Raw genomic sequence first — 22,405 nt, 5'->3', positions numbered from 1 at the left:
AACTTTGTGGATAAGCTATTATTTTTACCGATCATAACGCTGTACAGATCTTAAGGTGATCTACTCGAAGATCACCCCTGTGGATAACTAGCCGATCTATCCCCAAGTTATATTGAGTTTGATCCTTCATTGATCACAGGATCGTTTTGTCGTTAACCTATGAAAATAAACAAATAAATGAGTTACCCACAGAAAAGTGCGATCCTAATAGTAATAGTAATAAAAAGATCTATTTAAAGATCTTAAGATCTATTAAGCGAAGCCCGTTAGATCGAAACTAGAAAATTGATCATTCCCGAAAAGCAAACCAAGTGCTAAAATACTCGGCTCAAGCAAGCCCTAGATTTGAAATCTAGTTAAATTTTGCAATATCGAATTTACTTTTATCCAAGGTCACAAAATGCATTTTCATGAACGGTTTGATGTAATTGTTGTTGGTGGTGGTCATGCCGGAACTGAAGCTGCCCTAGCAGCCGCAAGAATGGGGTCAAAAACATTATTGTTAACACATAACATTGATACTTTAGGTCAAATGTCTTGTAACCCTGCCATCGGTGGTATTGGAAAAGGTCATTTAGTTAAAGAAATTGATGCTCTTGGTGGTGCAATGGCTACTGCAACAGATTTTGCAGGTATCCAATTTCGAACATTAAATTCCAGTAAGGGCCCAGCAGTCAGAGCGACTCGAGCTCAAGCTGACAGAGCGCTTTACCGTCAAAAAATCCAACAGATTTTACAACACCAGCCTAATTTACGCATTTTCCAACAAGCGGTAGATGACTTAGTTGTTGAAAATAATACAGTAATTGGTGTAGTCACTCAGATGGGACTCGCTTTTGAAGCGCCAAGCGTAGTGTTAACTACAGGCACATTCCTTAGTGGTAAAATCCATATTGGTTTAGAAAACTACAGTGGTGGCCGAGCAGGTGATCCGCCAGCGATTGCCTTAGCAAATCGACTAAAAGAATTGCCAATTCGTGTTGGCCGCTTAAAAACCGGTACCCCACCACGAATTGACGCTTATAGCATTGATTTTTCCAAGATGGCTGAGCAAAAAGGTGATTCACCTTTGCCAGTTATGTCGTTTATTGGTGATGTTAGTCAACACCCTGAGCAAGTATCTTGTTATATCACTCATACCAATGAAAAAACTCACGATATTATTCGTGGAGGTATGGATCGTAGCCCAATGTATTCAGGGGTGATCGAAGGTATTGGACCACGTTATTGTCCATCGATCGAAGATAAAATAAATCGCTTTGCAGATAAATCATCGCATCAGATCTTTATTGAGCCTGAAGGCTTAACCACCAATGAGATCTATCCAAATGGGATCTCAACCAGTTTGCCATTTGATGTGCAATTGAATTTGGTGCGATCGATTCAAGGCATGGAAAATGCTGAAATCATTCGTCCTGGTTACGCTATTGAATATGATTATTTTGATCCAAGAGATTTAAAAAATTCACTTGAAACTAAAAATATCAATGGTTTGTTCTTTGCTGGACAAATTAACGGTACTACCGGTTATGAAGAAGCCGGTGCTCAAGGATTGCTAGCTGGTATGAATGCGTCATTGCAAGTTCAAGGCAAAGAGGCTTGGTGCCCACGCCGTGATCAAGCTTACCTAGGGGTGTTAGTTGATGACTTATCAACCTTAGGTACCAAAGAGCCATACCGTATGTTCACCAGTCGTGCTGAATATCGTTTGCTACTACGTGAAGACAATGCTGATTTGCGCTTGACAGAAAAAGGTCGTGAATTAGGTTTAGTTGATGATCATCGCTGGGCATTATTCAGTGAAAAAATGGAATCGATTGAAACTGAGTTGCAACGTTTACGTAGTAATTGGGTTCATAATAATTCACCTTTGCTTGATGTATTAAACCCAGAGCTTAATACCCCAATTTCTCGTGAAGCATCATTTGAAGATCTACTTCGTCGTCCAGAAATGGATTATAAGAAATTAATGAGTTTAGAAGGTTTTGGACCGGGGATTGAAGATCCACGTGCTGCAGAGCAAGTTCAAATTCAAGTGAAGTATTCTGGTTATATTCAAAGACAGCAAGGTGAAATTGATAAAGCGATTCGTAATGAAACCACAATCTTGCCGCTTGATCTTGATTATCAAGAAGTTCCAGGCCTTTCAAATGAAGTGATCGCTAAGATGAATGAGCATAAACCTGAAACCATTGGTCAAGCATCAAGAATTTCAGGAATGACGCCGGCAGCGATCTCAATCTTGCTGGTTCATCTTAAAAAGCGTGGTTTATTGCGTAAAAGCGCATAAATCCCAGCAAAAAGTTGTCTTTTGACCAATAAGGGAAGCTTTGAGGCTTCCCTTAGTCATTTTCGCCATTCATAATACCCGATGATTTTATTATTCCCATTGCTTTTCGAGGTCACCCAGCGTGCTAGCAACTCAACTTAAAACCTATTTAGCTGAAACAAATATTTCAGCCACAGATACACAGCAAAAACAACTGGTTGATTTTGTTGCCATGCTGAATAAGTGGAATAAAGCCTATAACTTGACCTCGGTTAGAGATCCTGAACAGATGTTAATCCGACATGTGATGGACAGTTTGGTGGTTTCTCCTTATCTTAAGGGGCAACGCTTTATTGATGTCGGAACTGGACCTGGTTTACCAGGGATCCCATTAGCCATTTTAAATCCGGATAAAGAGTTTGTATTACTCGATAGTTTAGGCAAACGGATCCGTTTTCAAAAACAGGTTCAATTTGAATTAAAAATAAATAACATCACTTCAATTGAAAGTCGTGTAGAAGCGTATGAGCCTGAGCAAAAATTTGATGGCGTCATCAGTCGCGCTTTTGCATCAATCGAAGATATGCTCAGCTGGTGCCATCACCTTCCTGCTGCAGATGGTATTTTTTACGCCCTAAAAGGTCAGCTTAGTGATACGGAGTTAGCGACAATTCCTCAGGGTTTTGAAATAGCAGAAACGATAGTGCTTAATGTGCCAAAGTTAGATGAACAAAGACATCTATTAAAGCTGGTTAATAAAAAATAACCATAGCTAATAATTTATATTATCGGACATCGTAAATCAGTCATTAGGGTGAACTTGTGGGTAAAGTAATTGCCGTTGCCAATCAAAAAGGTGGCGTAGGAAAAACAACAACTTGTGTAAATTTAGCAGCATCACTTGCAGCCACAAAGCGCAAAGTGTTGTTAATTGATCTTGATCCACAAGGTAATGCCACTATGGGCAGTGGCGTCGATAAATACGACGTTGAAAACACCGCTTATGAATTATTAGTCGAAGAAAAGCCCTTCGATGACATAGTGATCAAAAATACCTCAGGTAAATACGATCTGATCGCAGCCAATGGTGATGTTACTGCTGCCGAAATTAAATTAATGGAGTTTTTTGCCCGAGAAATTCGTTTAAAAAATGCCATTGCAGCTGTTAAAGATGATTACGATTACATTTTTATTGATTGCCCGCCTTCATTAAATATGTTGACCGTCAATGCTATGTCAGCTGCTGACTCGGTACTGGTACCAATGCAATGTGAGTATTATGCATTGGAAGGCTTGACCGCCTTAATTGATACCATCACTAAACTGGGGGCTATGGTTAATCCTAGCCTTAGCATCGAAGGGATTTTACGCACCATGTACGATCCGCGAAATCGTTTATCCAATGACGTGTCTGATCAATTAAAACAACATTTTGGTGAAAAAGTGTATCGCACCGTGATCCCCCGTAATATCCGTTTAGCTGAAGCGCCAAGTTTTGGGGCGCCAGCAATGTATTACGATAAATCCAGTGCAGGGGCGAAAGCTTATTTAGCACTGGCTGGTGAAATCATTCGCCGTGCTGAGCAACAAACAGAATCTAAGTAAGTATTAAGTGTAAGGGAATAAAATGACGTTAAAAAAACGCGGTTTAGGAAAAGGCTTAGATGCATTATTGAGTAACAGTAGTGCTGCGAGTCGCAAAGCTGAACTTACACAACCTAAAGCTGAAATCAGTGAGCCACAAGTGGTTACTGAAGACGGTTTACTGATGCTTGATCTCGACTTACTGCAATCAGGTAAATATCAACCTCGTAAAGATATGTCACCTGAAGCACTTGATGAACTGGCTGAGTCGATTCGCTCACAAGGGGTTATTCAACCGATTGTTGTGCGTAAGGTTGATGATACCAAGTATGAGATTATTGCCGGTGAACGCCGCTGGAGAGCCGCTCAAATTGCTCAATTAAACAAAGTACCTTGTATCGTTAAACAGGTTGCTGATGAAGCTGCCGTTGCCATCGCTTTGATTGAGAACATTCAACGTGAAGACTTAAATGCCATGGAAGAAGCCATTGCATTACAACGTTTACTCGAAGAGTTTGAACTGACTCATCAACAAACGGCTGATGCCGTCGGAAAGTCTAGAGCAAGTGTGTCTAATTTATTACGCTTAAACAGTTTAAATGAGCCTGTAAAACGTTTACTGGAATATGGTGATATTGATATGGGTCATGCCAGAGCCTTGCTTGCCATTGAAGGTGAGGAGCAAACTAGCTTAGCTAGATTGGTCGCATCTAAAGAAATGACAGTTCGTGAAACTGAACGATTAGTCAATAAAGCGCTAAATCCGGCTAAAGAGCCTGAAAAAGTAACTCAAGACCATGATGTAAGCCGCTTAGAGCAACAGTTAATTGAACGATTAGGCGCAAAAGTTGCCATTAATCATGGCAGTAAAGGCAAAGGTAAGATTGTAATAAACTACCAAGATCTTGCTGAATTAGATGGTATTCTCAGTAAAATTCACTAAATTCCTCAACAAAATCATTTCAAAGGTAACTTAGTAACAAGGCGTTATTTTAACTTTTAGAATATTTAACGTTAAATCTCGCCTTATATCACTGATTAACCTCTTATCAAAGTTGCAAACAAGGTGTGAAAAGGTATACTTTGCATGCTTTTTTTTCACAACGGATTTATTAATAAACACGTTAATAAATTAGTTGGAAATTAAGCGTTAATGCGGAGATAAAAAATTGAGTAAGGTTTTAGCGCGTCGTGGCCGTTGGTCAGCCTATCGGATAGTGTTGCTACAGGCGGCGATAGCTGGGGGAACTTCAATTTTCTTTTTCGCTCTGTGGGGAGCTCAGTACGGATTTTCTGCTTTAGCAGGAGGTCTCATTGCTGTACTCCCTAATTTTGTATTCGCAACCCTAGCTTTCTCTCATGCGGGAGCTAGAGCATCAAGAAAAGTCGTTTGGTCGTTTTTCTTGGGGGAAGCGGTAAAGTTGCTGCTAACCATAGTGTTATTTGCCTGTGCATTTGGCCTGTTAAATACGTCATTTATGCCGTTATTCATCAGCTATCTGTTGGCATTATTAATACCTTGGACGGCCCCTTTATACTTCAAGCAAAATTAAGTGAGATTAATCATGGCGACAACTGGTGAAGCATTAAATGCTTCCGAGTATATCCAGCATCACCTGACTAATGCGAAAATGTGTTCTGCCGATGGCGGAATCGCTTTTAACTATGCATGTCAAGATGCCGGGTTTTGGACTTGGCACATTGACTCACTTTTGTTTTCAGTAGGTCTTGGGGTTCTATTTTTGTGGGCTTTCTACAAAGTAGGACGAAAAGCAACAACTGGCGTTCCAGGCAAATTTCAATGTTTTGTTGAAATGTGCGTGGAAGGTGTTGATAAAATCGTTAAAGACTCATTCCATGGGCGTAACGCGGTTATCGCACCATTAGGTCTGACTATTTTTGTCTGGGTTTTCCTGATGAATTTAATGGACTTAATTCCGGTTGACTTTGTACCTGAAGCCGCAAACAGATTATTAGGTGTTCCTTACCTTAAAATTGTACCAACAACTGACTTAAACGTAACTCTTGGCTTAGCTTTGAGCGTGTTTGCGTTGATTGTTTTTTACAGTATTAAAGTTAAAGGATTTGGTGGTTTCACAAAAGAAATGACCTTACAACCTTTCAATCATTGGGCACTAATTCCAGTAAACTTAGTATTGGAAACAGTAACCTTGGTTGCGAAGCCGATTTCATTATCGCTTCGTCTGTTTGGTAACCTGTATGCAGGTGAGTTGATCTTTATTCTGATAGCACTGATGCCTTGGTGGGCTCAGTTTGCACTATCAGTGCCTTGGGCTATTTTCCATATTTTGGTTATTGTGCTGCAGGCGTTTATCTTCATGATGCTTACGATTGTATATCTAAGCATGGCACATGAAGAACATTAATTTAATAAAATTAGTTATTTATCGGAGATAAAATGGAAACTGTAATTAGCTTTACAGCAATAGCTGTTGCAATCATGATTGGCTTAGCAGCGCTAGGTACTGGTATTGGTTTTGCTATCTTAGGCGGCAAGTTCTTAGAAGCTTCTGCTCGTCAACCAGAACTAGCTCCAGCATTACAAACTAAAATGTTCATCGTAGCTGGTCTACTTGATGCGATCTCAATGATTGCAGTTGGTGTTGCATTATTCTTCGTATTCGCTAACCCATTCGTAGGTCAGTTACAGGCTGTTGGTTAATCGTCCCTCTTAGTAAGGAGTTGTCGTTATGAGTATTAACGCTACCCTGCTAGGCCAAGCGATTTCTTTTGCTCTCTTCGTGTGGTTTTGCATGAAGTTTGTATGGCCACCATTGATGAACGCTATCGAAGAACGCCAGAAGAAAATTGCCGATGGACTAGCTGATGCAGGACGTGCTGCAAAAGATCTAGAGTTGGCTCAAGCGAAAGCAAATGAGCAACTAAAAGAAGCGAAGGCGACTGCTAACGAAATTATTGAGCAAGCTAATAAGCGCAAAGCTCAAATAGTTGAAGAAGCAAAAATGGAAGCTGATACAGAGCGTGCGAAAATCATTGCTCAAGGTCAAGCTGAAATTGAAAACGAACGTAATCGCGTTAAAGATGACTTGCGTAAGCAAGTTGCTACTCTTGCCATCACTGGTGCAGAGAAGATTCTTCAACGTTCGATTGACCCAGAAGCTCACAGTGACATAGTTAATAAACTTGTTGCTGAAATTTAATTAAGGAAGCGGAGTTATGGCTGAAATAAGCACCATTGCTCGTCCTTATGCAAAGGCAGCTTTTGATTTCGCTGTTGAGCACAAAGCAATTGAAGCTTGGGCAGAAATGCTTAACTTCGCGGCATTGGTAAGTGAAAACGAATCAATTAAGCCGTTGCTAGGTGGCTCATTAGCGAGTGCCAAGCTTGCATCATTATTCATAGAAATATGTGGTGATCAAGTGAACGCGCAAGGTCAAAACCTTTTGAAGGTTATGGCCGAAAACGGTCGTTTAGAGATACTACCTACAGTATCGCTACTTTTTGCTGAATATCGCAATGAGTGGGCAAAAGAAGTTGAAGCCGATGTTGTTTCAGCGACTGAGCTAAGCTCTGAGCAACAAACGCAAATTAGTGTTTCTCTTGAGAAACGTCTCGCACGCAAAGTAAAGCTGAATTGTAGCGTAGATGCATCACTGATTGGTGGTGTAATTATTAAATCAGGCGACTTAGTCATTGACGGCTCTGTTAGCGGTAATTTATCGCGCTTGTCTGATAAGCTACAATCGTAATTGGGAGTTTGAGCATGCAACTGAATTCCACTGAAATCAGCGATCTGATTAAGCAGCGGATCGAGCAGTTCGACGTCGTTAGTGAAGCTCGCAACGAAGGTACAATCGTTGCAGTAAGTGACGGCATCATTCGCATTCATGGCCTAGCCGATGTAATGCAAGGTGAAATGATCGAACTGCCTGGTGGCCGTTTTGCAATCGCGTTGAACTTAGAACGTGATTCTGTCGGTGCCGTAGTAATGGGTCCTTATGCTAATTTAGCAGAAGGCGCAAAAGTTAAGACCACTGGTCGTATTCTTGAAGTACCAGTAGGTCGTGGTTTATTAGGCCGCGTTGTTAACACTCTTGGTGAGCCAATTGACGGAAAAGGACCTATCGACAACGATGGTTTCTCTCCTGTTGAAGTAATTGCTCCTGGTGTTATTGAACGTCAGTCAGTAGATCAACCTATCCAAACTGGTTATAAAGCCGTTGATTCAATGATCCCAATCGGTCGTGGACAACGTGAATTGATCATTGGTGACCGTCAGACTGGTAAAACAGCGATGGCTATTGATGCAATTATCAACCAGAAAGATTCAGGCATTAAATGTGTATACGTAGCAGTAGGGCAAAAAGCTTCTACAATCGCTAACGTGGTACGTAAGCTTGAAGAGCACGGTGCATTAGCTAACACTATCGTTGTAGTTGCAACAGCTTCTGAAGCTGCAGCATTACAATACTTAGCACCTTACTCAGGTTGTTCTATGGGTGAATACTTCCGTGACCGCGGTGAAGATTCTTTAATCGTATATGATGATCTATCTAAGCAAGCAGTTGCTTACCGTCAGATCTCGCTACTATTGAAGCGTCCACCAGGACGTGAAGCATACCCAGGTGATGTATTCTATCTACATTCTCGTTTATTAGAGCGTGCTTCACGTGTAAACGAGCACTATGTAGAAAAGTTCACTAACGGTGAAGTAAAAGGTCAAACCGGTTCTTTAACTGCGTTACCTATTATTGAAACCCAAGCTGGTGACGTATCTGCATTCGTACCGACCAACGTAATTTCTATTACAGATGGTCAGATCTTCCTTGAGACTGACTTGTTTAACTCAGGACTACGTCCTGCTGTTAACCCAGGTATTTCTGTTTCTCGTGTTGGTGGTGCGGCTCAGACTAAGATCATCAAGAAACTGTCTGGTGGTATTCGTACCGCGTTAGCACAGTATCGAGAGCTTGCTGCGTTCTCACAATTTGCATCTGACTTAGATGATGCAACTCGTGCTCAACTTGAGCATGGTGAGCGTGTTACCGAACTTATGAAGCAAAAGCAATATGCTCCAATGAGCGTTGCTGATCAAGCTATCTCAATCTTCTCAGCTGAAAAAGGCTACTTGAAGACTGTAGAATTAAGTAAAATCGGTAGCTTTGAAGCCGCTCTGCTTTCATATATGAACAGCGAACATGCTGAGCTTATTAAAACTATCAATGCAACTGGCAACTACAATGCAGACATTGAAAGTGAATTAAAAGCGGGCATGGACAAGTTCATTGAAACCCAAACCTGGTAATGAATAGAGGTGTCGTAAGACACCTCCGGTCCAGAATTGGAGAGTAAAGATGGCCAACGCTAAAGAGATTAAAACCAAGATCGCGAGTGTTAAAAACACTCAGAAGATCACTTCTGCTATGGAAATGGTTGCAGCCAGCAAAATGCGTAAAGCGCAGGAACGCATGGCTTCAAGTCGTCCATATGCAGAGCATATGCGTCAGGTGATCGGTCACGTTGCGCAAGGTACTCTTGAATATAAACATCCATATTTGGAAGTGAGAGATGCCAAGCGGGTTGGTTACATTGTTGTGTCAACCGACCGTGGCCTTTGTGGTGGTTTGAACGTTAACCTTTTCAAAAAGGTTGTGTCAGACGTGAAGAGCTGGAAAGACCAAGGGGCAGATGTTGAATTTTGTCCTATTGGTGCACGAAGTGTGCAGTTCTTCAAAAGCTTTGGTGGAGAAATCTCTGCCCATGCATCTGGTTTAGGCGATGCGCCTAAATTAGCCGATTTAATCGGTACCGTACGTGTGATGCTACAAGCTTACAACGAAGGTAAATTGGATCGTTTGTTTATTGTGTTCAACAAATTCGTTAACACAATGACTCAAACTCCTGTGATCGAGCAGCTGCTACCTTTGCCTAAGTCAGAAGAAGAAGTAGCTAAGTATCCTTGGGATTATATTTACGAGCCAGATCCAAAAGAAATTTTGGAAGTATTACTGACTCGTTATGTGGAGTCTCAAGTTTATCAAGGTGTTGTTGAGAATATTGCCTCTGAGCAAGCTGCCAGAATGGTAGCGATGAAGGCGGCAACAGACAACGCTGGCGAACTGATCAATGATCTGCAATTAGTCTACAACAAGGCACGACAAGCTGCGATTACGCAAGAATTGTCGGAAATTGTTGCAGGTGCTGCAGCGGTTTAGGTTAGGTAACGAAAACAAGTTTAGAGGATTAATCATGAGCACAGGTACTGTTGTCCAAGTAATTGGCGCGGTTGTGGACGTAGAGTTTCCACAAGATGCTGTACCTCAGGTATATGACGCTCTGAAGATCACAGGTGAAGGCGACTGTAATGGTTTGGTGCTGGAAGTTCAGCAACAACTAGGTGGTGGTGTTGTTCGTGCCATCGCTATGGGTTCTTCTGATGGTCTGCGTCGTGGTCTAGAGGTAGCAAACTCAGGTTCACCAATTTCTGTTCCGGTAGGGGTTGCAACCCTTGGCCGTATCATGAATGTATTGGGCGAGCCTATTGATGAATGTGGCGAAATTGGTGAAGAAGAGCGTTATGAAATTCACCGTGAAGCTCCTTCATATGAAGATCAATCAAGCTCAACTGAACTTTTAGAGACTGGTATCAAGGTTATTGACCTTGTATGTCCATTCGCTAAGGGTGGTAAAGTTGGTTTATTTGGTGGTGCTGGTGTTGGTAAAACCGTCAACATGATGGAATTAATCAACAACATCGCAAAAGCACACTCAGGTCTTTCTGTATTCGCTGGTGTTGGTGAGCGTACTCGTGAGGGTAACGACTTCTACTACGAAATGAAAGATTCTGGCGTACTCGACAAAGTAGCCATGGTTTATGGCCAAATGAACGAGCCTCCAGGTAACCGTTTACGTGTTGCATTGTCTGGTTTGACAATGGCTGAGAAATTCCGTGACGAAGGTCGTGACGTACTGTTATTTGTTGATAACATCTACCGTTATACCTTAGCCGGTACTGAAGTATCTGCACTGTTAGGTCGTATGCCTTCTGCAGTAGGTTACCAACCAACACTAGCTGAAGAAATGGGTGTTCTACAAGAACGTATTACTTCAACTAAGTCTGGTTCTATTACCTCTGTACAAGCGGTATATGTACCTGCGGATGACTTAACCGATCCGTCACCAGCAACAACCTTCGCTCACTTAGATGCGACTGTTGTACTGTCTCGTAACATTGCATCGCTAGGTATTTACCCTGCGGTTGACCCATTGGATTCGACTTCACGTCAATTAGATCCATTAGTAGTTGGTCAAGAGCATTATGATGTTGCGAACGGCGTTCAAACTGTACTTCAGCGCTACAAAGAGCTGAAAGATATTATTGCGATCCTAGGTATGGATGAATTATCTGATGAAGATAAAACAACTGTATTCCGTGCTCGTAAGATTGAAAAATATCTTTCACAGCCTTTCTTCGTTGCTGAAGTATTTACAGGTTCTCCAGGTAAATACGTTTCTCTTAAAGACACCATCCGTGGCTTTAAGGGTATCTTGAATGGTGAGTTCGATCACATTCCTGAGCAAGCGTTCTACATGGTTGGTTCAATCGACGAAGCTGTCGAGAAAGCTAACAAAGCAAAATAACTGAGCATTAGCTTAGTATTTTAGGAGAACTTGATGGCAGCCATGACAGTCCAACTTGATATAGTAAGTGCTGAAAACAGCATGTTCAGCGGTGAAGTAAGCTTCTTAGAAGTGAGCGGCACCGAGGGTGAGTTAGGCATTATGCCTAACCATGCTCCATTACTTACTAGAATCAAACCTGGCATGGCGCGCATGATCAAGCAAGATGGTAGTGAAGAAGTGATGTATCTTTCAGGTGGAATCCTGGAAGTACAACCTGCTTCAATCTCTGTTCTTGCTGACGTCGCTTTGCGTGCCGATGATATTGATGAGCAAGCTGCATTAGAAGCTAAGCAAAAGGCTGAAGCGAATATCGCTAATGCTGGTGCTGACTTTGATTATGAAGCTGCAACAATTGAATTAGCTAAATCATTAGCTCAACTTCGTGTTGTTGAAACCATCAAAAAGAACATTGCCAGATAAAGGTTATTGTTTTGAAAAGGCGACCCTAGGGTCGCCTTTTTTGTATCTAGAATTTGAATCAATTGCATCATAATAGTCGTGCTTATACGCCAATTTTTGACTAATAGTGTAATAATTTCCATGCTGATTTCCTGTCCCCCATAATCTAGGTTAAAATCAGCGTCAATAAACTGCATTAGCCAAAATTGAATACTTGTATAAAGGAATCCCGATGTCATTAAATGTTGTAATTTTAGCTGCTGGTAAAGGAACACGGATGCGTTCAGACTTGCCAAAGGTACTGCACCCTATTGCCCACAAAAGCATGGTGCAACATGTTATTGATACTGCAAACTCATTAGGCTCAAACGCTATTCAATTGGTTTATGGCTATGGCGCAGGCAAGCTGCAAGCTTCTTTAGGTGAGCAAGCGGTTAATTGGGTATTGCAAGCTGAGCAATTAGGTACAGGCCACGCCGTCGCGCAAGCCAATCCAAACATTAACGATGATGACACTGTGCTGATTTTATATGGGGATGTGCCGTTAATTCAGCAGTCTACCTTAGAAAGCCTACTTGCTGCTCGCCCTGAAAATGGTTTAGCAATATTAACAGTTAATTTAGCTAACCCAAGCGGTTATGGCCGTATCGTGCGCGAAGGTGGCAAGGTTGTTGGTATTATTGAGCAAAAAGATGCTAATGCTGAGCAACTACTTATCAATGAAGTGAATACCGGCATTATGGCGGTACCTGGTAAGCAATTAAAAGCGTGGCTAGGGCGTCTTTCAAACAGTAATGCCCAAGGTGAGTATTACCTAACCGATATTATTGCTATGGCCCACGAAGATGGAGTGGCAATTGATACCGCGCAGCCACAATCAGCAGTGGAAGTTGAAGGCGCTAATAACCGCGTTCAGTTAGCGCAATTAGAACGTGCTTATCAAGCCCGTGAAGCTGAAGCGTTAATGCTGGCTGGCGCAAATTTACGTGATCCTAGCCGTATCGATATCCGCGGTGATGTGACCGTGGGTATGGACGTGATGATTGATGTTAATGTCATCTTTAATGGCAAAGTGACTTTAGGTAACAATGTCACTATTGGCGCAGGCGCGATATTAACTGACTGCGTTATCGCTGATAATGCTGAAATTAAGCCTTACTCAATCGTTGAAGGGGCAAAGCTTGGAGTTGCAGCCAGTGCTGGACCATTTGCTCGTTTACGTACAGGCGCTGAGCTAAAAGATAATGCCCATATTGGCAACTTTGTTGAAATGAAAAAGGCAGTGTTAGGTGAAGGCTCTAAAGCTGGCCATTTGGCTTATTTAGGCGATGCCAATATTGGCGCAGGGGTTAACATTGGTGCAGGTACTATTACCTGTAACTATGATGGTGCGAATAAATTCTTAACCACCATAGAAGATGGCGTATTTGTGGGGAGTGATACTCAATTAATTGCCCCAGTGACCATAGGTAAAAATGCCACTTTGGGTGCTGGTTCAACAATTGCTAAAGATGTCGCTGAAGGCGAGTTAGTTATTACTCGTGTTAAACAGCGCCATATCAGTGGTTGGGCAAGACCAGTTAAAAAAGCCAAATAGACTAAAAAACGATTGAATATCAAACGACAAGCATAGTTGCTTGTCGTTTTTTTTTACATAAAAAACACAAAGGTAAAGGTAATGTAAATAAACTTTAATAATAATCATTCTCATTTATAGTTGCGCCACATAAATACACAATTGCGAAACTTTAGAGGGTGAAGATGTTAACAAAGCTATCTTGTTTGTCACTTGCGGTAACGAGTGCAATTTTATCAATGTCTGTTATAGCAGAAGAGCAGAGCCATACCAATCAAGCCAGCTCTCCAGGTATCGAGCATATTGAAGTCACAGGTAGACAATTCAATGACTATAAAGTCGGTACGGCATCTGGCGCAATGCGCGGTGATATTAGCATTTTAGATACCCCTCAATCAGTTACCGTCATTCCTGATTTTATTACCGACGAGCAATTAGCCACGAATTTATCAGAAGTGCTAGTTAATGACTCCAGTGTGACTGGCGGCAGTGAAAAGTGGAATCGTCAGGTATTTAACCTTCGCGGTTTTGAGCTATCTTCAGGCTCAGGTTTCTTGATTAATGGTCAGCAGCAGTGGTCTCACTATGTACAGCCAATCGAAACATTACAGCAAGTTGAAGTGTTAAAAGGGCCTTCAAGCATGTTGTACGGTCAGTCAGGTCCCGGTGGACTGATTAATATGGTTACCAAAAAATCGACTTATGATTCAATGATCGATATCGGTTTTGACATTGATGAGCATGGTTCTACTCGTTTGCAACTTGATGCGGGTGGCAGTTTGAATGAAGCGCAAACGCTGCGCTATCGCACCGTGCTGGTGAAACAAGATACCCAGTATTGGCGAGAGTACCGCGATGACTCTAATCAAGAACGAGATCGTTGGTTAGGCTATTTAAATGTAGAGTTTGATGTCACTGATGATTTGTTGTTGTCGGTTAAATATGACCATACCCAAGACAAAACCGGAATCGATCGTGGTGGTTGGTTAGATGCTGATGGAGAACTTATTGGTGGACGTGACACGATTTGGGATATGCCTTGGGCATTTACCGATAACACCATTAGTAATTTAGGTGCTGAATTAACTTATCATTTAACTGATGATTGGAAAATTAAAGCTGGTTATAACGACCAACAATTTAACCGTCAGCGTTTAGATTCATCGCCAAGCCTATGTGCTGCATGTGGTGATGATCCGCTAACAGATGGCTACTATATCAGTCCATTTGATCGTTATGATGATTGGCAGCATAAGACTGGCTTTGTTGATTTAACGGGTAATTTTCAAACTGGTAATTTAGGTCATCAATTGTTAATTGGCGCCAATATGCTTGATTATTATTACGGTCAGCTCAAAGAATCTGGCGACAAATATCAAGTTGTGATGCCAGGGCTGCCCATGCCTAACCCTCAACTTGATTATCGTAATGATGACACTAAATCTGAAAGTGAATACAAGCATTACGGCTTTTATATTCAAGATTTAATAACAATCAATGACTCATGGAAAGCGCTGGCTGGTATGCGTTATGACGAGCAAAAGAAAGAAGGTGCTGGTAACAATAGCTATGCAGTGTCACCTAAGTTTGGGCTTATTTACTCGCCAGTAGAAAGCGCAAGCATTTACCTTAATTATTCAAAAAGCTTCACACCACAAGGTATGGTTAACGATATTAATGATCTTAATGACCAAATGAACCTTGATCCTGAATACGGCGAACAGTATGAACTTGGTGCCAAGTGGGAGCTATTTGACGGCAGTTTATTGCTGACTGGCGCTGTATTTGATATCACAGTGAATAATGTCACAGTAAAAGAGCAGATTGAAAACTCTGAGCAAACCATTACCACTCAATCAGGTGAGCAGCGCCATCGAGGTTTTGAAATAGGTTCACAAGGCCAGATAAGCGATAAATGGTTTATGACCGGTTCAATGATGTATTTAGATGCAGAGTATATCCGCCCAGATCAAGATAGCTTGAATGGCAAAACCCCAGTAGATGCGCCTGAATTATCGGCGAATATCTGGACTCGTTACGAAATGACCCAAGACTTAGCCTTTAATTTCGGGGCAATATATGTTGGCGAACGTTTTGCTAATACCAGTAATGCCATTGTAAAAGACGACTATGTTCGTTTTGACTTAGGTGCTGCCTATTCAATGCCGGTAATGGGAAGCGATATTAGCGTACGCATGAATATCAAAAACCTATTTGATACCGACTATCTTGATGGTGGTTCAGAAACTGATGTCACCGTTGGAGAGGGACGGAACTTTAGCTTAGCATTTGAAGCAAAATTCTAAGTATTAATAAGGCATTAAGTAAATTACTGCCACAATTGTTACAGTGACACTGCTAGCTTACTTTAACTTTTGATTATCAATATCAAGCCCCTATATCAATGATAGGGGCTTTTTGTTGGGCTAAATTTGAAATAGCTAACTTTCAAAGGCTAGTAAAAAAGTTTCGTTTAGTTATAATATGTCTTTCGAACCGAAACTTAAGCTACTGAACATGAATAAAAGAAACACACAGCAGCGACGCCATAGCATTATTAGCCTGTTGAATAGCCAAGGTGAAGTCAGTGTTGATGAGTTATCCTTACGGTTCGAAACTTCTGAAGTCACCATTCGTAAAGACTTAGCCACTTTAGAAAAAACCGGACTGTTATTACGCCGCTACGGTGGCGCAGTTGCTATACCTGATGAAGTCACTCAGGCATTTAGCAGTAAAATAGCCCCTAATAAATTATCAATCGCAAAAGCTGCGGCTGAATTAATTAACGATCACAACCGCATTATCATTGATAGCGGCAGTACTACCTCAGGGTTAATTCAACAGCTCAATCATAAGCGTGGCTTGTTAGTAATGACGAACTCACTGCAACTGGCAAACGCCATTCATGAGTTAGAAAATGAGCCGACATTATTGATGACCGGTGGCACTTGGGATCCGCATTCTGAGTCGTTTCAAGGTCAAATTGCTGAACAAGTACTACGCTCATATAACTTTGATCAGCTGTTTATCGGCGCAGATGGCATTGATTTAGCCCGTGGTACCACCACTTTTAACGAATTAACTGGCTTAAGCAAAGTGATGGCAGAGGTCTCAAGAGACGTCATAGTGATGCTTGAGTCGGACAAGTTTGGCCGCAGGATCCCCAACCTCGAATTACCTTGGAGCAATATCAGTGTATTAGTCACTGATGACAAGCTACCAGCAGAGACTGTGGCCACAATTACAGAATATGGTGTGAGAGTCATTTTGGCTCCTCACAAAGAATAGTTTTTCATTTTTACTAAATTAAATAATTGGACATAAATTATGTGTGGAATAGTTGGCGCAGTAGCGCAAAGAGATGTGGCTGAAATTCTAGTAGAAGGCCTTAAGCGCCTTGAATACCGTGGTTATGACTCAGCAGGTGTTGCCATCATCAATAATGATGAACTTGGCCGTACTCGCCGTGTAGGTAAAGTACAAGAGTTATCAGATGCGTTAGCCGCAGCGCCACTGGCAGGCGGCACTGGTATTGCTCACACCCGCTGGGCAACCCATGGTGAGCCAAGTGAGCGTAATGCTCATCCACATGTGTCTGAAGGCGATATTGCCGTAGTGCATAACGGTATTATTGAAAACCATAATAAACTGCGCGAAATGCTAAAAGGTTTGGGTTACAGCTTTGCATCAGATACTGACACCGAAGTGATTTGTCACCTTGTTCATCACGAGTTGAAAACACATGACACCCTAGTTGCCGCTGTGCAAACTGCTGTTAAACAACTAGAAGGTGCTTACGGAACTGTAGTTGTCGATCGCCGTGATAACTCTCGCATGGTTGTTGCCCGTAGTGGTAGCCCGTTAGTCGTGGGTTACGGTTTAGGTGAAAACTTTATCGCATCAGATCAGCTGGCTTTATTACCTGTTACCCGTTCATTTACCTTTTTAGAAGAAGGTGATGTAGCCGAAGTGACTCGCCGTGAAGTGAATATTTTTGATGTTGATGGCAATGCAGTAGAGCGTGAAGTGAAAGAGTCAGAAGTCACCCACGATGCCGGTGATAAAGGTGAATACCGTCACTACATGCTTAAAGAAATCTACGAGCAGCCAACTGCCATCGCCCATACTTTAGAAGGCCGTATTGCTGGTGGTAAAGTATTAGATACTGCTTTTGGTGACAACGCAGCTGAGTTCTTAAAAGACATCAAACACGTACAAATCATTGCCTGTGGTACCAGTTACCATGCGGGTATGGCGGCGCGTTACTGGTTAGAAGACTGGGCAGGCGTATCCTGTAATGTTGAAATTGCCTCTGAGTTCCGTTATCGCAAATCGCACTTATTCCCTAACAGCTTGTTGGTGACGATTTCACAATCAGGTGAAACAGCTGATACTTTAGCGGCAATGCGTCTAGCAAAAGAAATGGGCTATAAAGCCACCTTAACCATCTGTAATGCACCTGGTTCATCATTAGTGCGTGAATCTGATATGGCTTATATGATGAAAGCCGGCGTTGAAATTGGTGTGGCTTCAACTAAAGCCTTTACCGTGCAATTGGCTGGTTTATTAATGCTAACCACAGCAATTGGTCGTCACAATGGCATGAGTGAAGAAATGCAAGCCGCTATCACCCAAAGCCTACAATCTATGCCTGCGAAAGTTGAGCAAGCCCTTGGTTTAGATGATGCCATTGCTGAGCTAGCCGAAGACTTTGCCGACAAGCACCATGCACTATTTTTAGGCCGAGGTGATCAATACCCAATCGCAATGGAAGGCGCACTAAAGCTGAAAGAAATTTCATACATTCATGCAGAAGCCTATGCCTCTGGTGAACTAAAGCACGGCCCATTAGCACTTATTGATGCTGACATGCCGGTTATTGTTGTCGCACCTAACAACGAACTGCTTGAGAAGCTTAAATCAAACGTAGAAGAAGTTCGTGCTCGTGGCGGCTTAATGTATGTGTTTGCCGATAAAGATGCCGAGTTTGAGTCTGATGACACCATGAAGGTAATCCCAGTACCACACTGTGATGAGTTTATGGCGCCGCTGATTTATACCATTCCACTACAGTTATTGTCATACCATGTGGCACTAATTAAAGGTACAGACGTGGATCAACCACGTAACCTAGCCAAATCGGTAACGGTTGAATAAATCGAGAGTTAATTACTAGCATTTTAAAAGCCTCAACATGCAGATGTTGGGGCTTTTTTGTTTATGGGAGTTTGAATATTAGCTGAAACTTATCATTCTAAGCTCAAAATAAAACTAGAATATATGGTATTTCGTATATACAATCTTTTATATAAGTTTTGAATGGGTATAAATATGAGTATTAACAAACAACGAGTGTTATTTCTGTGTACGGGCAATTCAGCCCGCTCGCAAATGGCTGAAGTGTTGTTAAAACATCGCGCGGGTGATCGCTTTGAGGTTTATAGCGCTGGTACTCAGCCTGAAGCAGTGGACCCTCGCGCTGTTGATGCCCTGAATCGTTTTGGCATTGATGCCGCTGATACAGCTCAGCTTGTTGCAAACTCTATCAATGACTTTAAAGCGCAGCAGTTTGATTACGTCATTACCCTGTGTAATCGGGCTACTGCGGAGTGCCGCAGTTATGAAGCTGCCGGTAAACAACTGGCTTGGGATTTTCCCGATCCTAAAGCGCGTTCAGGTTGTCAGCCTTTTTCCGCGACCCTGAATGAAATCAATGATCGCTTGTCGATGTTTCTTTTAGTGGAAGCAGAGCCTATTAGCTCTACATCTATTAACTCTAAATCTATTAGTTCTGAAACTGCCACCAGCACTGAGCCAGTAAAGCAGCTCGAACCTAGCGCTTTTTATAAATGCTTAACTGATGACATTCGCTTAAAAACCTTAATGTTGACCCACTATCATGGTGAGTTATGTGTCTGTGAGTTGATGCAGGCATTGGAAGAAGATAGTCAGCCCAAGGTATCGCGTAATCTGGCGGTGCTTAAAAAAGCCAACATTATCAGCGATAGAAAACACGGGCAGTGGGTATTTTATCGGATTAATGCCGAGCTACCTTTGTGGGCCAAATCTGTGATAGCGCAAACCACAGAAAATAATATTTCCCTAATAGCCGCGCCGCTGCAAAGGCTAGCACAGATGCAAGGTCGGCCAAGCAAGGCAAACTTTAGCAAGGCGAACTTTTGTAACTAGCGCTAAGCAAAGAATTACAGAACAAATTTAATAATTAACCTTAAGAAACAGCAGAGGATTTTCTAATGACTATTAAAATCGGTATTAATGGCTTTGGCCGTATGGGGCGTTTAACAATGCGCGCCGCATTTGATTGGGATGAGGTTGAAATTGTGCATATCAACGATCCTGCAGGCGATGCCGCAACATTAGCCCACTTAATGACATTTGATTCAGTCCATGGCCGTTGGCATCATGAAGCAAGCCATACTGAAGTGAATGGCACTCAAGCCATGGTCATTAATGGCAAAACCATCCCATGTACTCAAAATGTGGCAACCCAAGATACTGACTGGTCACAGTGTGATGTAGTGGTTGAGGCGTCGGGTAAAATTAAAACCAAAGCATTGCTGCAAGCTTATTTAGATCAAGGCGTAAAACGTGTCGTTGTTACTGCGCCGGTTAAAGAAGATGGCGTGCTGAATATCGTGATGGGTGTTAACGAAGGCTTATATGATAAAGCGCTTCACCCTATTGTGACCGCAGCCTCTTGTACCACTAACTGTTTAGCCCCTGTGGTAAAAGTTATTCATGAAAAAATTGGTATTAAGCATGGCTCGATGACCACTATTCATGACATTACTAACACCCAAACCATTATTGATGCACCGCATCAAGATTTACGTCGCGCCCGTGCGTGTGGCACTAGCTTAATTCCTACCACCACAGGTTCAGCAACGGCAATTACCCATATTTTCCCTGAGCTAAAAGGCAAGCTAAATGGCCATGCGATTCGAGTGCCACTCACCAACGCCTCTTTAACCGATTGCGTGTTTGAAGTTGAGCGTAAAACCGATATTGCTGAGATCAACCAAGTACTAAAACAGGCTGCAGAAAACGAGCTTAAAGATATTTTAGGTTATGAGGAGCGTCCGCTGGTTTCAATCGATTATAAAACCGACCCGCGCTCAAGCATTATTGATGCCTTATCCACTATGGTGGTCAATGACACTCAAGTAAAACTGTATGTGTGGTACGACAATGAGTGGGGCTATGCAAATCGCACTGCGGAATTGGTACGCATGGTTGGTTTGGCTGACAAAAACTAGATATAGGTTATGAGTTAATGGGGCTTTTATCATTAAGCAATTTATCACCACAGATTAAGCAGTACTTGGTGATAACCGGTAATTATTGGGCGTTTACCTTAACCGATGGTGCACTGCGGATGCTGGTGGTGCTGTATTTTCACCACTTAGGTTATAGCCCGCTCAATATTGCCATGCTGTTTTTGTTTTATGAAATCTTTGGGGTGGTCACTAACTTAGTGGGCGGTTGGCTTGGGGCGCGTTTGGGGCTGAATAAAACCATGAATATTGGTTTGGGGCTGCAAATTATCGCCTTAGCCATGTTAGCGGTGCCGGCTGACATGCTTAGTATTGGCTATGTTATGTTGGCGCAGGCACTGTCAGGTATTGCTAAAGATTTAAATAAAATGAGTGCTAAAAGCGCCATTAAACTCTTGGTGCCAGCAGGGGCTGAGGGCAAGTTATATCAGTGGGTCGCTATTCTTACCGGTTCTAAAAATGCCTTAAAAGGGGTGGGTTTCTTCTTAGGCGGCTTATTACTGACATTACTTGAGTTCAGAGGGGCGATTATCTTAATGGCGTCACTGTTGGCGCTGGTATGGCTATTTAGCTTAGTTACGCTTAAGCAGGATCTAGGTAAAGCCAAGAGTAAGCCTAAGTTTAAAGAGGTGTTTTCAAAAAGTCGTTCAATCAACATATTGTCTGCAGCGCGAATGTTTTTATTCGGCGCTCGTGATGTGTGGTTTGTGGTGGCCTTGCCAGTGTTTTTGGCGGTGACCTTTAATTGGGATCACTGGTGGGTGGGCGGCTTTATGGCAAGTTGGGTTATTGGTTACGGCATTGTGCAATCCTTCGCACCTTACATTACTGGTAAAAAGCATGGCCAAGTGCCTAGCGGCCGTGCAGCGGTATTGTGGGCCAGCTATTTATGCGTCATTCCTGCGGCTATCGCACTGGCGTTACAGATGGACTTTTATGTGCAAAGCAGCATTATCATTGGCTTACTGATATTTGGCGCTGTGTTTGCGGTGAACTCATCACTGCATAGCTATTTAATCGTGAGCTATGCAGACAGTGATGAAGTGTCCCTTGATGTGGGCTTTTACTATATGGCTAATGCCATGGGGCGATTAATCGGTACGGTATTATCTGGGCTAGTGTTTCAGTTTTATGGTCTAGAAGCCTGCTTGTGGATCTCTGCGGCCTTTGTTGCTATTGCAGCAGGGCTATCGACCAAGTTACCTGTGACCAAACTGAATACGAACTGATTTATCGTTACAGTTACCGCAGTGCTATTTAATGGTCATTCTAAATAAAAAGCCCGTTTAACGGGCTTTTTCATCTTCATCTATCTTATTTGAATCATTGTTCTTGTTTGAGTACTTCGAAAGTGAAGCATTTTGGGGCTAATTTTTAACGTTTTTTAGTGTTGTAAAATTACTTAATTGTAATAATTTGATCGGATAAAGTGACATTTTATTCTGTTTGAAATCACGCCGCTATTGATTCAGTTGGTCACCCTTGTGAGGATGATGTTGGTGATGTTTTTAAGTTGTAATTTGATTGCTGCCTGTCTGCTCCTTGTGAAAGCGCTATTTAGGCTTTGTGTTGTTATTTATAAGGCGTTGTCAGGCTTTTAATCGTCTAATAAAAAT

At 42.1% G+C, this 22,405-nt stretch carries 20 protein-coding genes; all 20 read left to right on the top strand.

Going from position 1 to position 22,405, the window contains the following annotated elements; all coding sequences use genetic code 11:
* Positions 1-400: 400 nt before the first annotated feature.
* A complete protein-coding gene (gene mnmG / locus AB4160_RS11535; protein ID WP_372004698.1) occupies positions 401-2,290 on the top strand; it encodes a tRNA uridine-5-carboxymethylaminomethyl(34) synthesis enzyme MnmG in 1,890 nt (629 codons plus the stop codon).
* A 121-nt stretch (positions 2,291-2,411) separates the two neighbouring features.
* On the top strand, positions 2,412-3,035 hold the full coding sequence (rsmG, locus tag AB4160_RS11530) for a 16S rRNA (guanine(527)-N(7))-methyltransferase RsmG (protein ID WP_102436392.1): 624 nt from the start codon (positions 2,412-2,414) through the stop codon (positions 3,033-3,035).
* A gap of 56 nt (positions 3,036-3,091) precedes the next feature.
* Positions 3,092-3,874 carry a ParA family protein gene (locus AB4160_RS11525; protein WP_076541796.1) on the top strand — a complete coding sequence of 261 codons (783 nt, stop codon included), beginning with the start codon at positions 3,092-3,094 and terminating at the stop codon, positions 3,872-3,874.
* Between the two features lie 22 nt (positions 3,875-3,896).
* The gene (locus tag AB4160_RS11520; protein WP_102520266.1) at positions 3,897-4,796 is read left to right on the top strand and encodes a ParB/RepB/Spo0J family partition protein; all 900 of its coding nucleotides are present in this window, start codon (positions 3,897-3,899) and stop codon (positions 4,794-4,796) included.
* A gap of 226 nt (positions 4,797-5,022) precedes the next feature.
* A complete protein-coding gene (locus tag AB4160_RS11515; protein ID WP_076541800.1) occupies positions 5,023-5,406 on the top strand; it encodes an ATP synthase subunit I in 384 nt (127 codons plus the stop codon).
* A gap of 12 nt (positions 5,407-5,418) precedes the next feature.
* On the top strand, positions 5,419-6,240 hold the full coding sequence (gene atpB, locus AB4160_RS11510) for a F0F1 ATP synthase subunit A (protein WP_076541877.1): 822 nt from the start codon (positions 5,419-5,421) through the stop codon (positions 6,238-6,240).
* 32 nt (positions 6,241-6,272) lie between these two features.
* On the top strand, positions 6,273-6,536 hold the full coding sequence (atpE, locus tag AB4160_RS11505; protein WP_076541802.1) for a F0F1 ATP synthase subunit C: 264 nt from the start codon (positions 6,273-6,275) through the stop codon (positions 6,534-6,536).
* Positions 6,537-6,564: 28 nt separating this feature from the next.
* Positions 6,565-7,035 (top strand): F0F1 ATP synthase subunit B, encoded by a 471-nt coding sequence (atpF, locus tag AB4160_RS11500; protein WP_076541804.1) that lies wholly within the window; start codon positions 6,565-6,567, stop codon positions 7,033-7,035.
* Positions 7,036-7,051: 16 nt separating this feature from the next.
* Positions 7,052-7,585, top strand: a complete 534-nt coding sequence (gene atpH / locus AB4160_RS11495; protein WP_102436386.1) for a F0F1 ATP synthase subunit delta — start codon at positions 7,052-7,054, stop codon at positions 7,583-7,585.
* 14 nt (positions 7,586-7,599) lie between these two features.
* A complete protein-coding gene (gene atpA / locus AB4160_RS11490) occupies positions 7,600-9,141 on the top strand; it encodes a F0F1 ATP synthase subunit alpha (protein ID WP_102436384.1) in 1,542 nt (513 codons plus the stop codon).
* A gap of 49 nt (positions 9,142-9,190) precedes the next feature.
* Positions 9,191-10,051: a F0F1 ATP synthase subunit gamma gene (atpG, locus tag AB4160_RS11485; RefSeq protein WP_102436382.1), complete on the top strand. Its 861-nt coding sequence runs from the start codon at positions 9,191-9,193 to the stop codon at positions 10,049-10,051.
* A gap of 34 nt (positions 10,052-10,085) precedes the next feature.
* A complete protein-coding gene (gene atpD / locus AB4160_RS11480; protein ID WP_102436380.1) occupies positions 10,086-11,477 on the top strand; it encodes a F0F1 ATP synthase subunit beta in 1,392 nt (463 codons plus the stop codon).
* Between the two features lie 33 nt (positions 11,478-11,510).
* Positions 11,511-11,939 carry a F0F1 ATP synthase subunit epsilon gene (locus AB4160_RS11475; protein WP_076541813.1) on the top strand — a complete coding sequence of 143 codons (429 nt, stop codon included), beginning with the start codon at positions 11,511-11,513 and terminating at the stop codon, positions 11,937-11,939.
* 211 nt (positions 11,940-12,150) lie between these two features.
* Positions 12,151-13,515 (top strand): bifunctional UDP-N-acetylglucosamine diphosphorylase/glucosamine-1-phosphate N-acetyltransferase GlmU, encoded by a 1,365-nt coding sequence (gene glmU, locus AB4160_RS11470; protein ID WP_303461160.1) that lies wholly within the window; start codon positions 12,151-12,153, stop codon positions 13,513-13,515.
* Between the two features lie 164 nt (positions 13,516-13,679).
* Positions 13,680-15,800, top strand: coding sequence for a TonB-dependent siderophore receptor (locus AB4160_RS11465; RefSeq protein ID WP_372000589.1), 2,121 nt, complete (start codon positions 13,680-13,682; stop codon positions 15,798-15,800).
* Between the two features lie 211 nt (positions 15,801-16,011).
* Positions 16,012-16,782, top strand: a complete 771-nt coding sequence (locus tag AB4160_RS11460) for a DeoR/GlpR family DNA-binding transcription regulator (protein ID WP_102436374.1) — start codon at positions 16,012-16,014, stop codon at positions 16,780-16,782.
* Between the two features lie 39 nt (positions 16,783-16,821).
* Positions 16,822-18,651: a glutamine--fructose-6-phosphate transaminase (isomerizing) gene (glmS, locus tag AB4160_RS11455; protein ID WP_372004694.1), complete on the top strand. Its 1,830-nt coding sequence runs from the start codon at positions 16,822-16,824 to the stop codon at positions 18,649-18,651.
* 174 nt (positions 18,652-18,825) lie between these two features.
* Positions 18,826-19,683 (top strand): metalloregulator ArsR/SmtB family transcription factor, encoded by an 858-nt coding sequence (locus AB4160_RS11450; protein ID WP_102520263.1) that lies wholly within the window; start codon positions 18,826-18,828, stop codon positions 19,681-19,683.
* Between the two features lie 65 nt (positions 19,684-19,748).
* Positions 19,749-20,771 carry an ArsJ-associated glyceraldehyde-3-phosphate dehydrogenase gene (locus AB4160_RS11445; RefSeq protein ID WP_372004692.1) on the top strand — a complete coding sequence of 341 codons (1,023 nt, stop codon included), beginning with the start codon at positions 19,749-19,751 and terminating at the stop codon, positions 20,769-20,771.
* Positions 20,772-20,788: 17 nt separating this feature from the next.
* On the top strand, positions 20,789-22,018 hold the full coding sequence (gene arsJ, locus AB4160_RS11440) for an organoarsenical effux MFS transporter ArsJ (RefSeq protein WP_372004690.1): 1,230 nt from the start codon (positions 20,789-20,791) through the stop codon (positions 22,016-22,018).
* Positions 22,019-22,405: the final 387 nt, after the last annotated feature.

Source organism: Shewanella sp. 10N.286.51.B8 (assembly GCF_041469325.1).
In the GTDB taxonomy this organism is placed as follows: domain Bacteria; phylum Pseudomonadota; class Gammaproteobacteria; order Enterobacterales; family Shewanellaceae; genus Shewanella.
This window is presented reverse-complemented; position numbering and strand designations above follow the sequence as displayed.

What these genes read in the sequence shown, in the direction of transcription:
- mnmG (WP_372004698.1), top strand. Translation starts at nt 401, where the DNA reads ATGCATTTTCATGAACGGTTTGATGTAATTGTTGTTGGTGGTGGTCAT.
- AB4160_RS11520 (WP_102520266.1), top strand. Translation starts at nt 3,897, where the DNA reads ATGACGTTAAAAAAACGCGGTTTAGGAAAAGGCTTAGATGCATTATTG.
- atpB (WP_076541877.1), top strand. Translation starts at nt 5,419, where the DNA reads ATGGCGACAACTGGTGAAGCATTAAATGCTTCCGAGTATATCCAGCAT.
- atpE (WP_076541802.1), top strand. Translation starts at nt 6,273, where the DNA reads ATGGAAACTGTAATTAGCTTTACAGCAATAGCTGTTGCAATCATGATT.
- atpF (WP_076541804.1), top strand. Translation starts at nt 6,565, where the DNA reads ATGAGTATTAACGCTACCCTGCTAGGCCAAGCGATTTCTTTTGCTCTC.
- atpH (WP_102436386.1), top strand. Translation starts at nt 7,052, where the DNA reads ATGGCTGAAATAAGCACCATTGCTCGTCCTTATGCAAAGGCAGCTTTT.
- atpA (WP_102436384.1), top strand. Translation starts at nt 7,600, where the DNA reads ATGCAACTGAATTCCACTGAAATCAGCGATCTGATTAAGCAGCGGATC.
- atpG (WP_102436382.1), top strand. Translation starts at nt 9,191, where the DNA reads ATGGCCAACGCTAAAGAGATTAAAACCAAGATCGCGAGTGTTAAAAAC.
- atpD (WP_102436380.1), top strand. Translation starts at nt 10,086, where the DNA reads ATGAGCACAGGTACTGTTGTCCAAGTAATTGGCGCGGTTGTGGACGTA.
- AB4160_RS11475 (WP_076541813.1), top strand. Translation starts at nt 11,511, where the DNA reads ATGGCAGCCATGACAGTCCAACTTGATATAGTAAGTGCTGAAAACAGC.
- glmU (WP_303461160.1), top strand. Translation starts at nt 12,151, where the DNA reads ATGTCATTAAATGTTGTAATTTTAGCTGCTGGTAAAGGAACACGGATG.
- AB4160_RS11465 (WP_372000589.1), top strand. Translation starts at nt 13,680, where the DNA reads ATGTTAACAAAGCTATCTTGTTTGTCACTTGCGGTAACGAGTGCAATT.
- AB4160_RS11460 (WP_102436374.1), top strand. Translation starts at nt 16,012, where the DNA reads ATGAATAAAAGAAACACACAGCAGCGACGCCATAGCATTATTAGCCTG.
- glmS (WP_372004694.1), top strand. Translation starts at nt 16,822, where the DNA reads ATGTGTGGAATAGTTGGCGCAGTAGCGCAAAGAGATGTGGCTGAAATT.
- AB4160_RS11450 (WP_102520263.1), top strand. Translation starts at nt 18,826, where the DNA reads ATGAGTATTAACAAACAACGAGTGTTATTTCTGTGTACGGGCAATTCA.
- AB4160_RS11445 (WP_372004692.1), top strand. Translation starts at nt 19,749, where the DNA reads ATGACTATTAAAATCGGTATTAATGGCTTTGGCCGTATGGGGCGTTTA.
- arsJ (WP_372004690.1), top strand. Translation starts at nt 20,789, where the DNA reads ATGGGGCTTTTATCATTAAGCAATTTATCACCACAGATTAAGCAGTAC.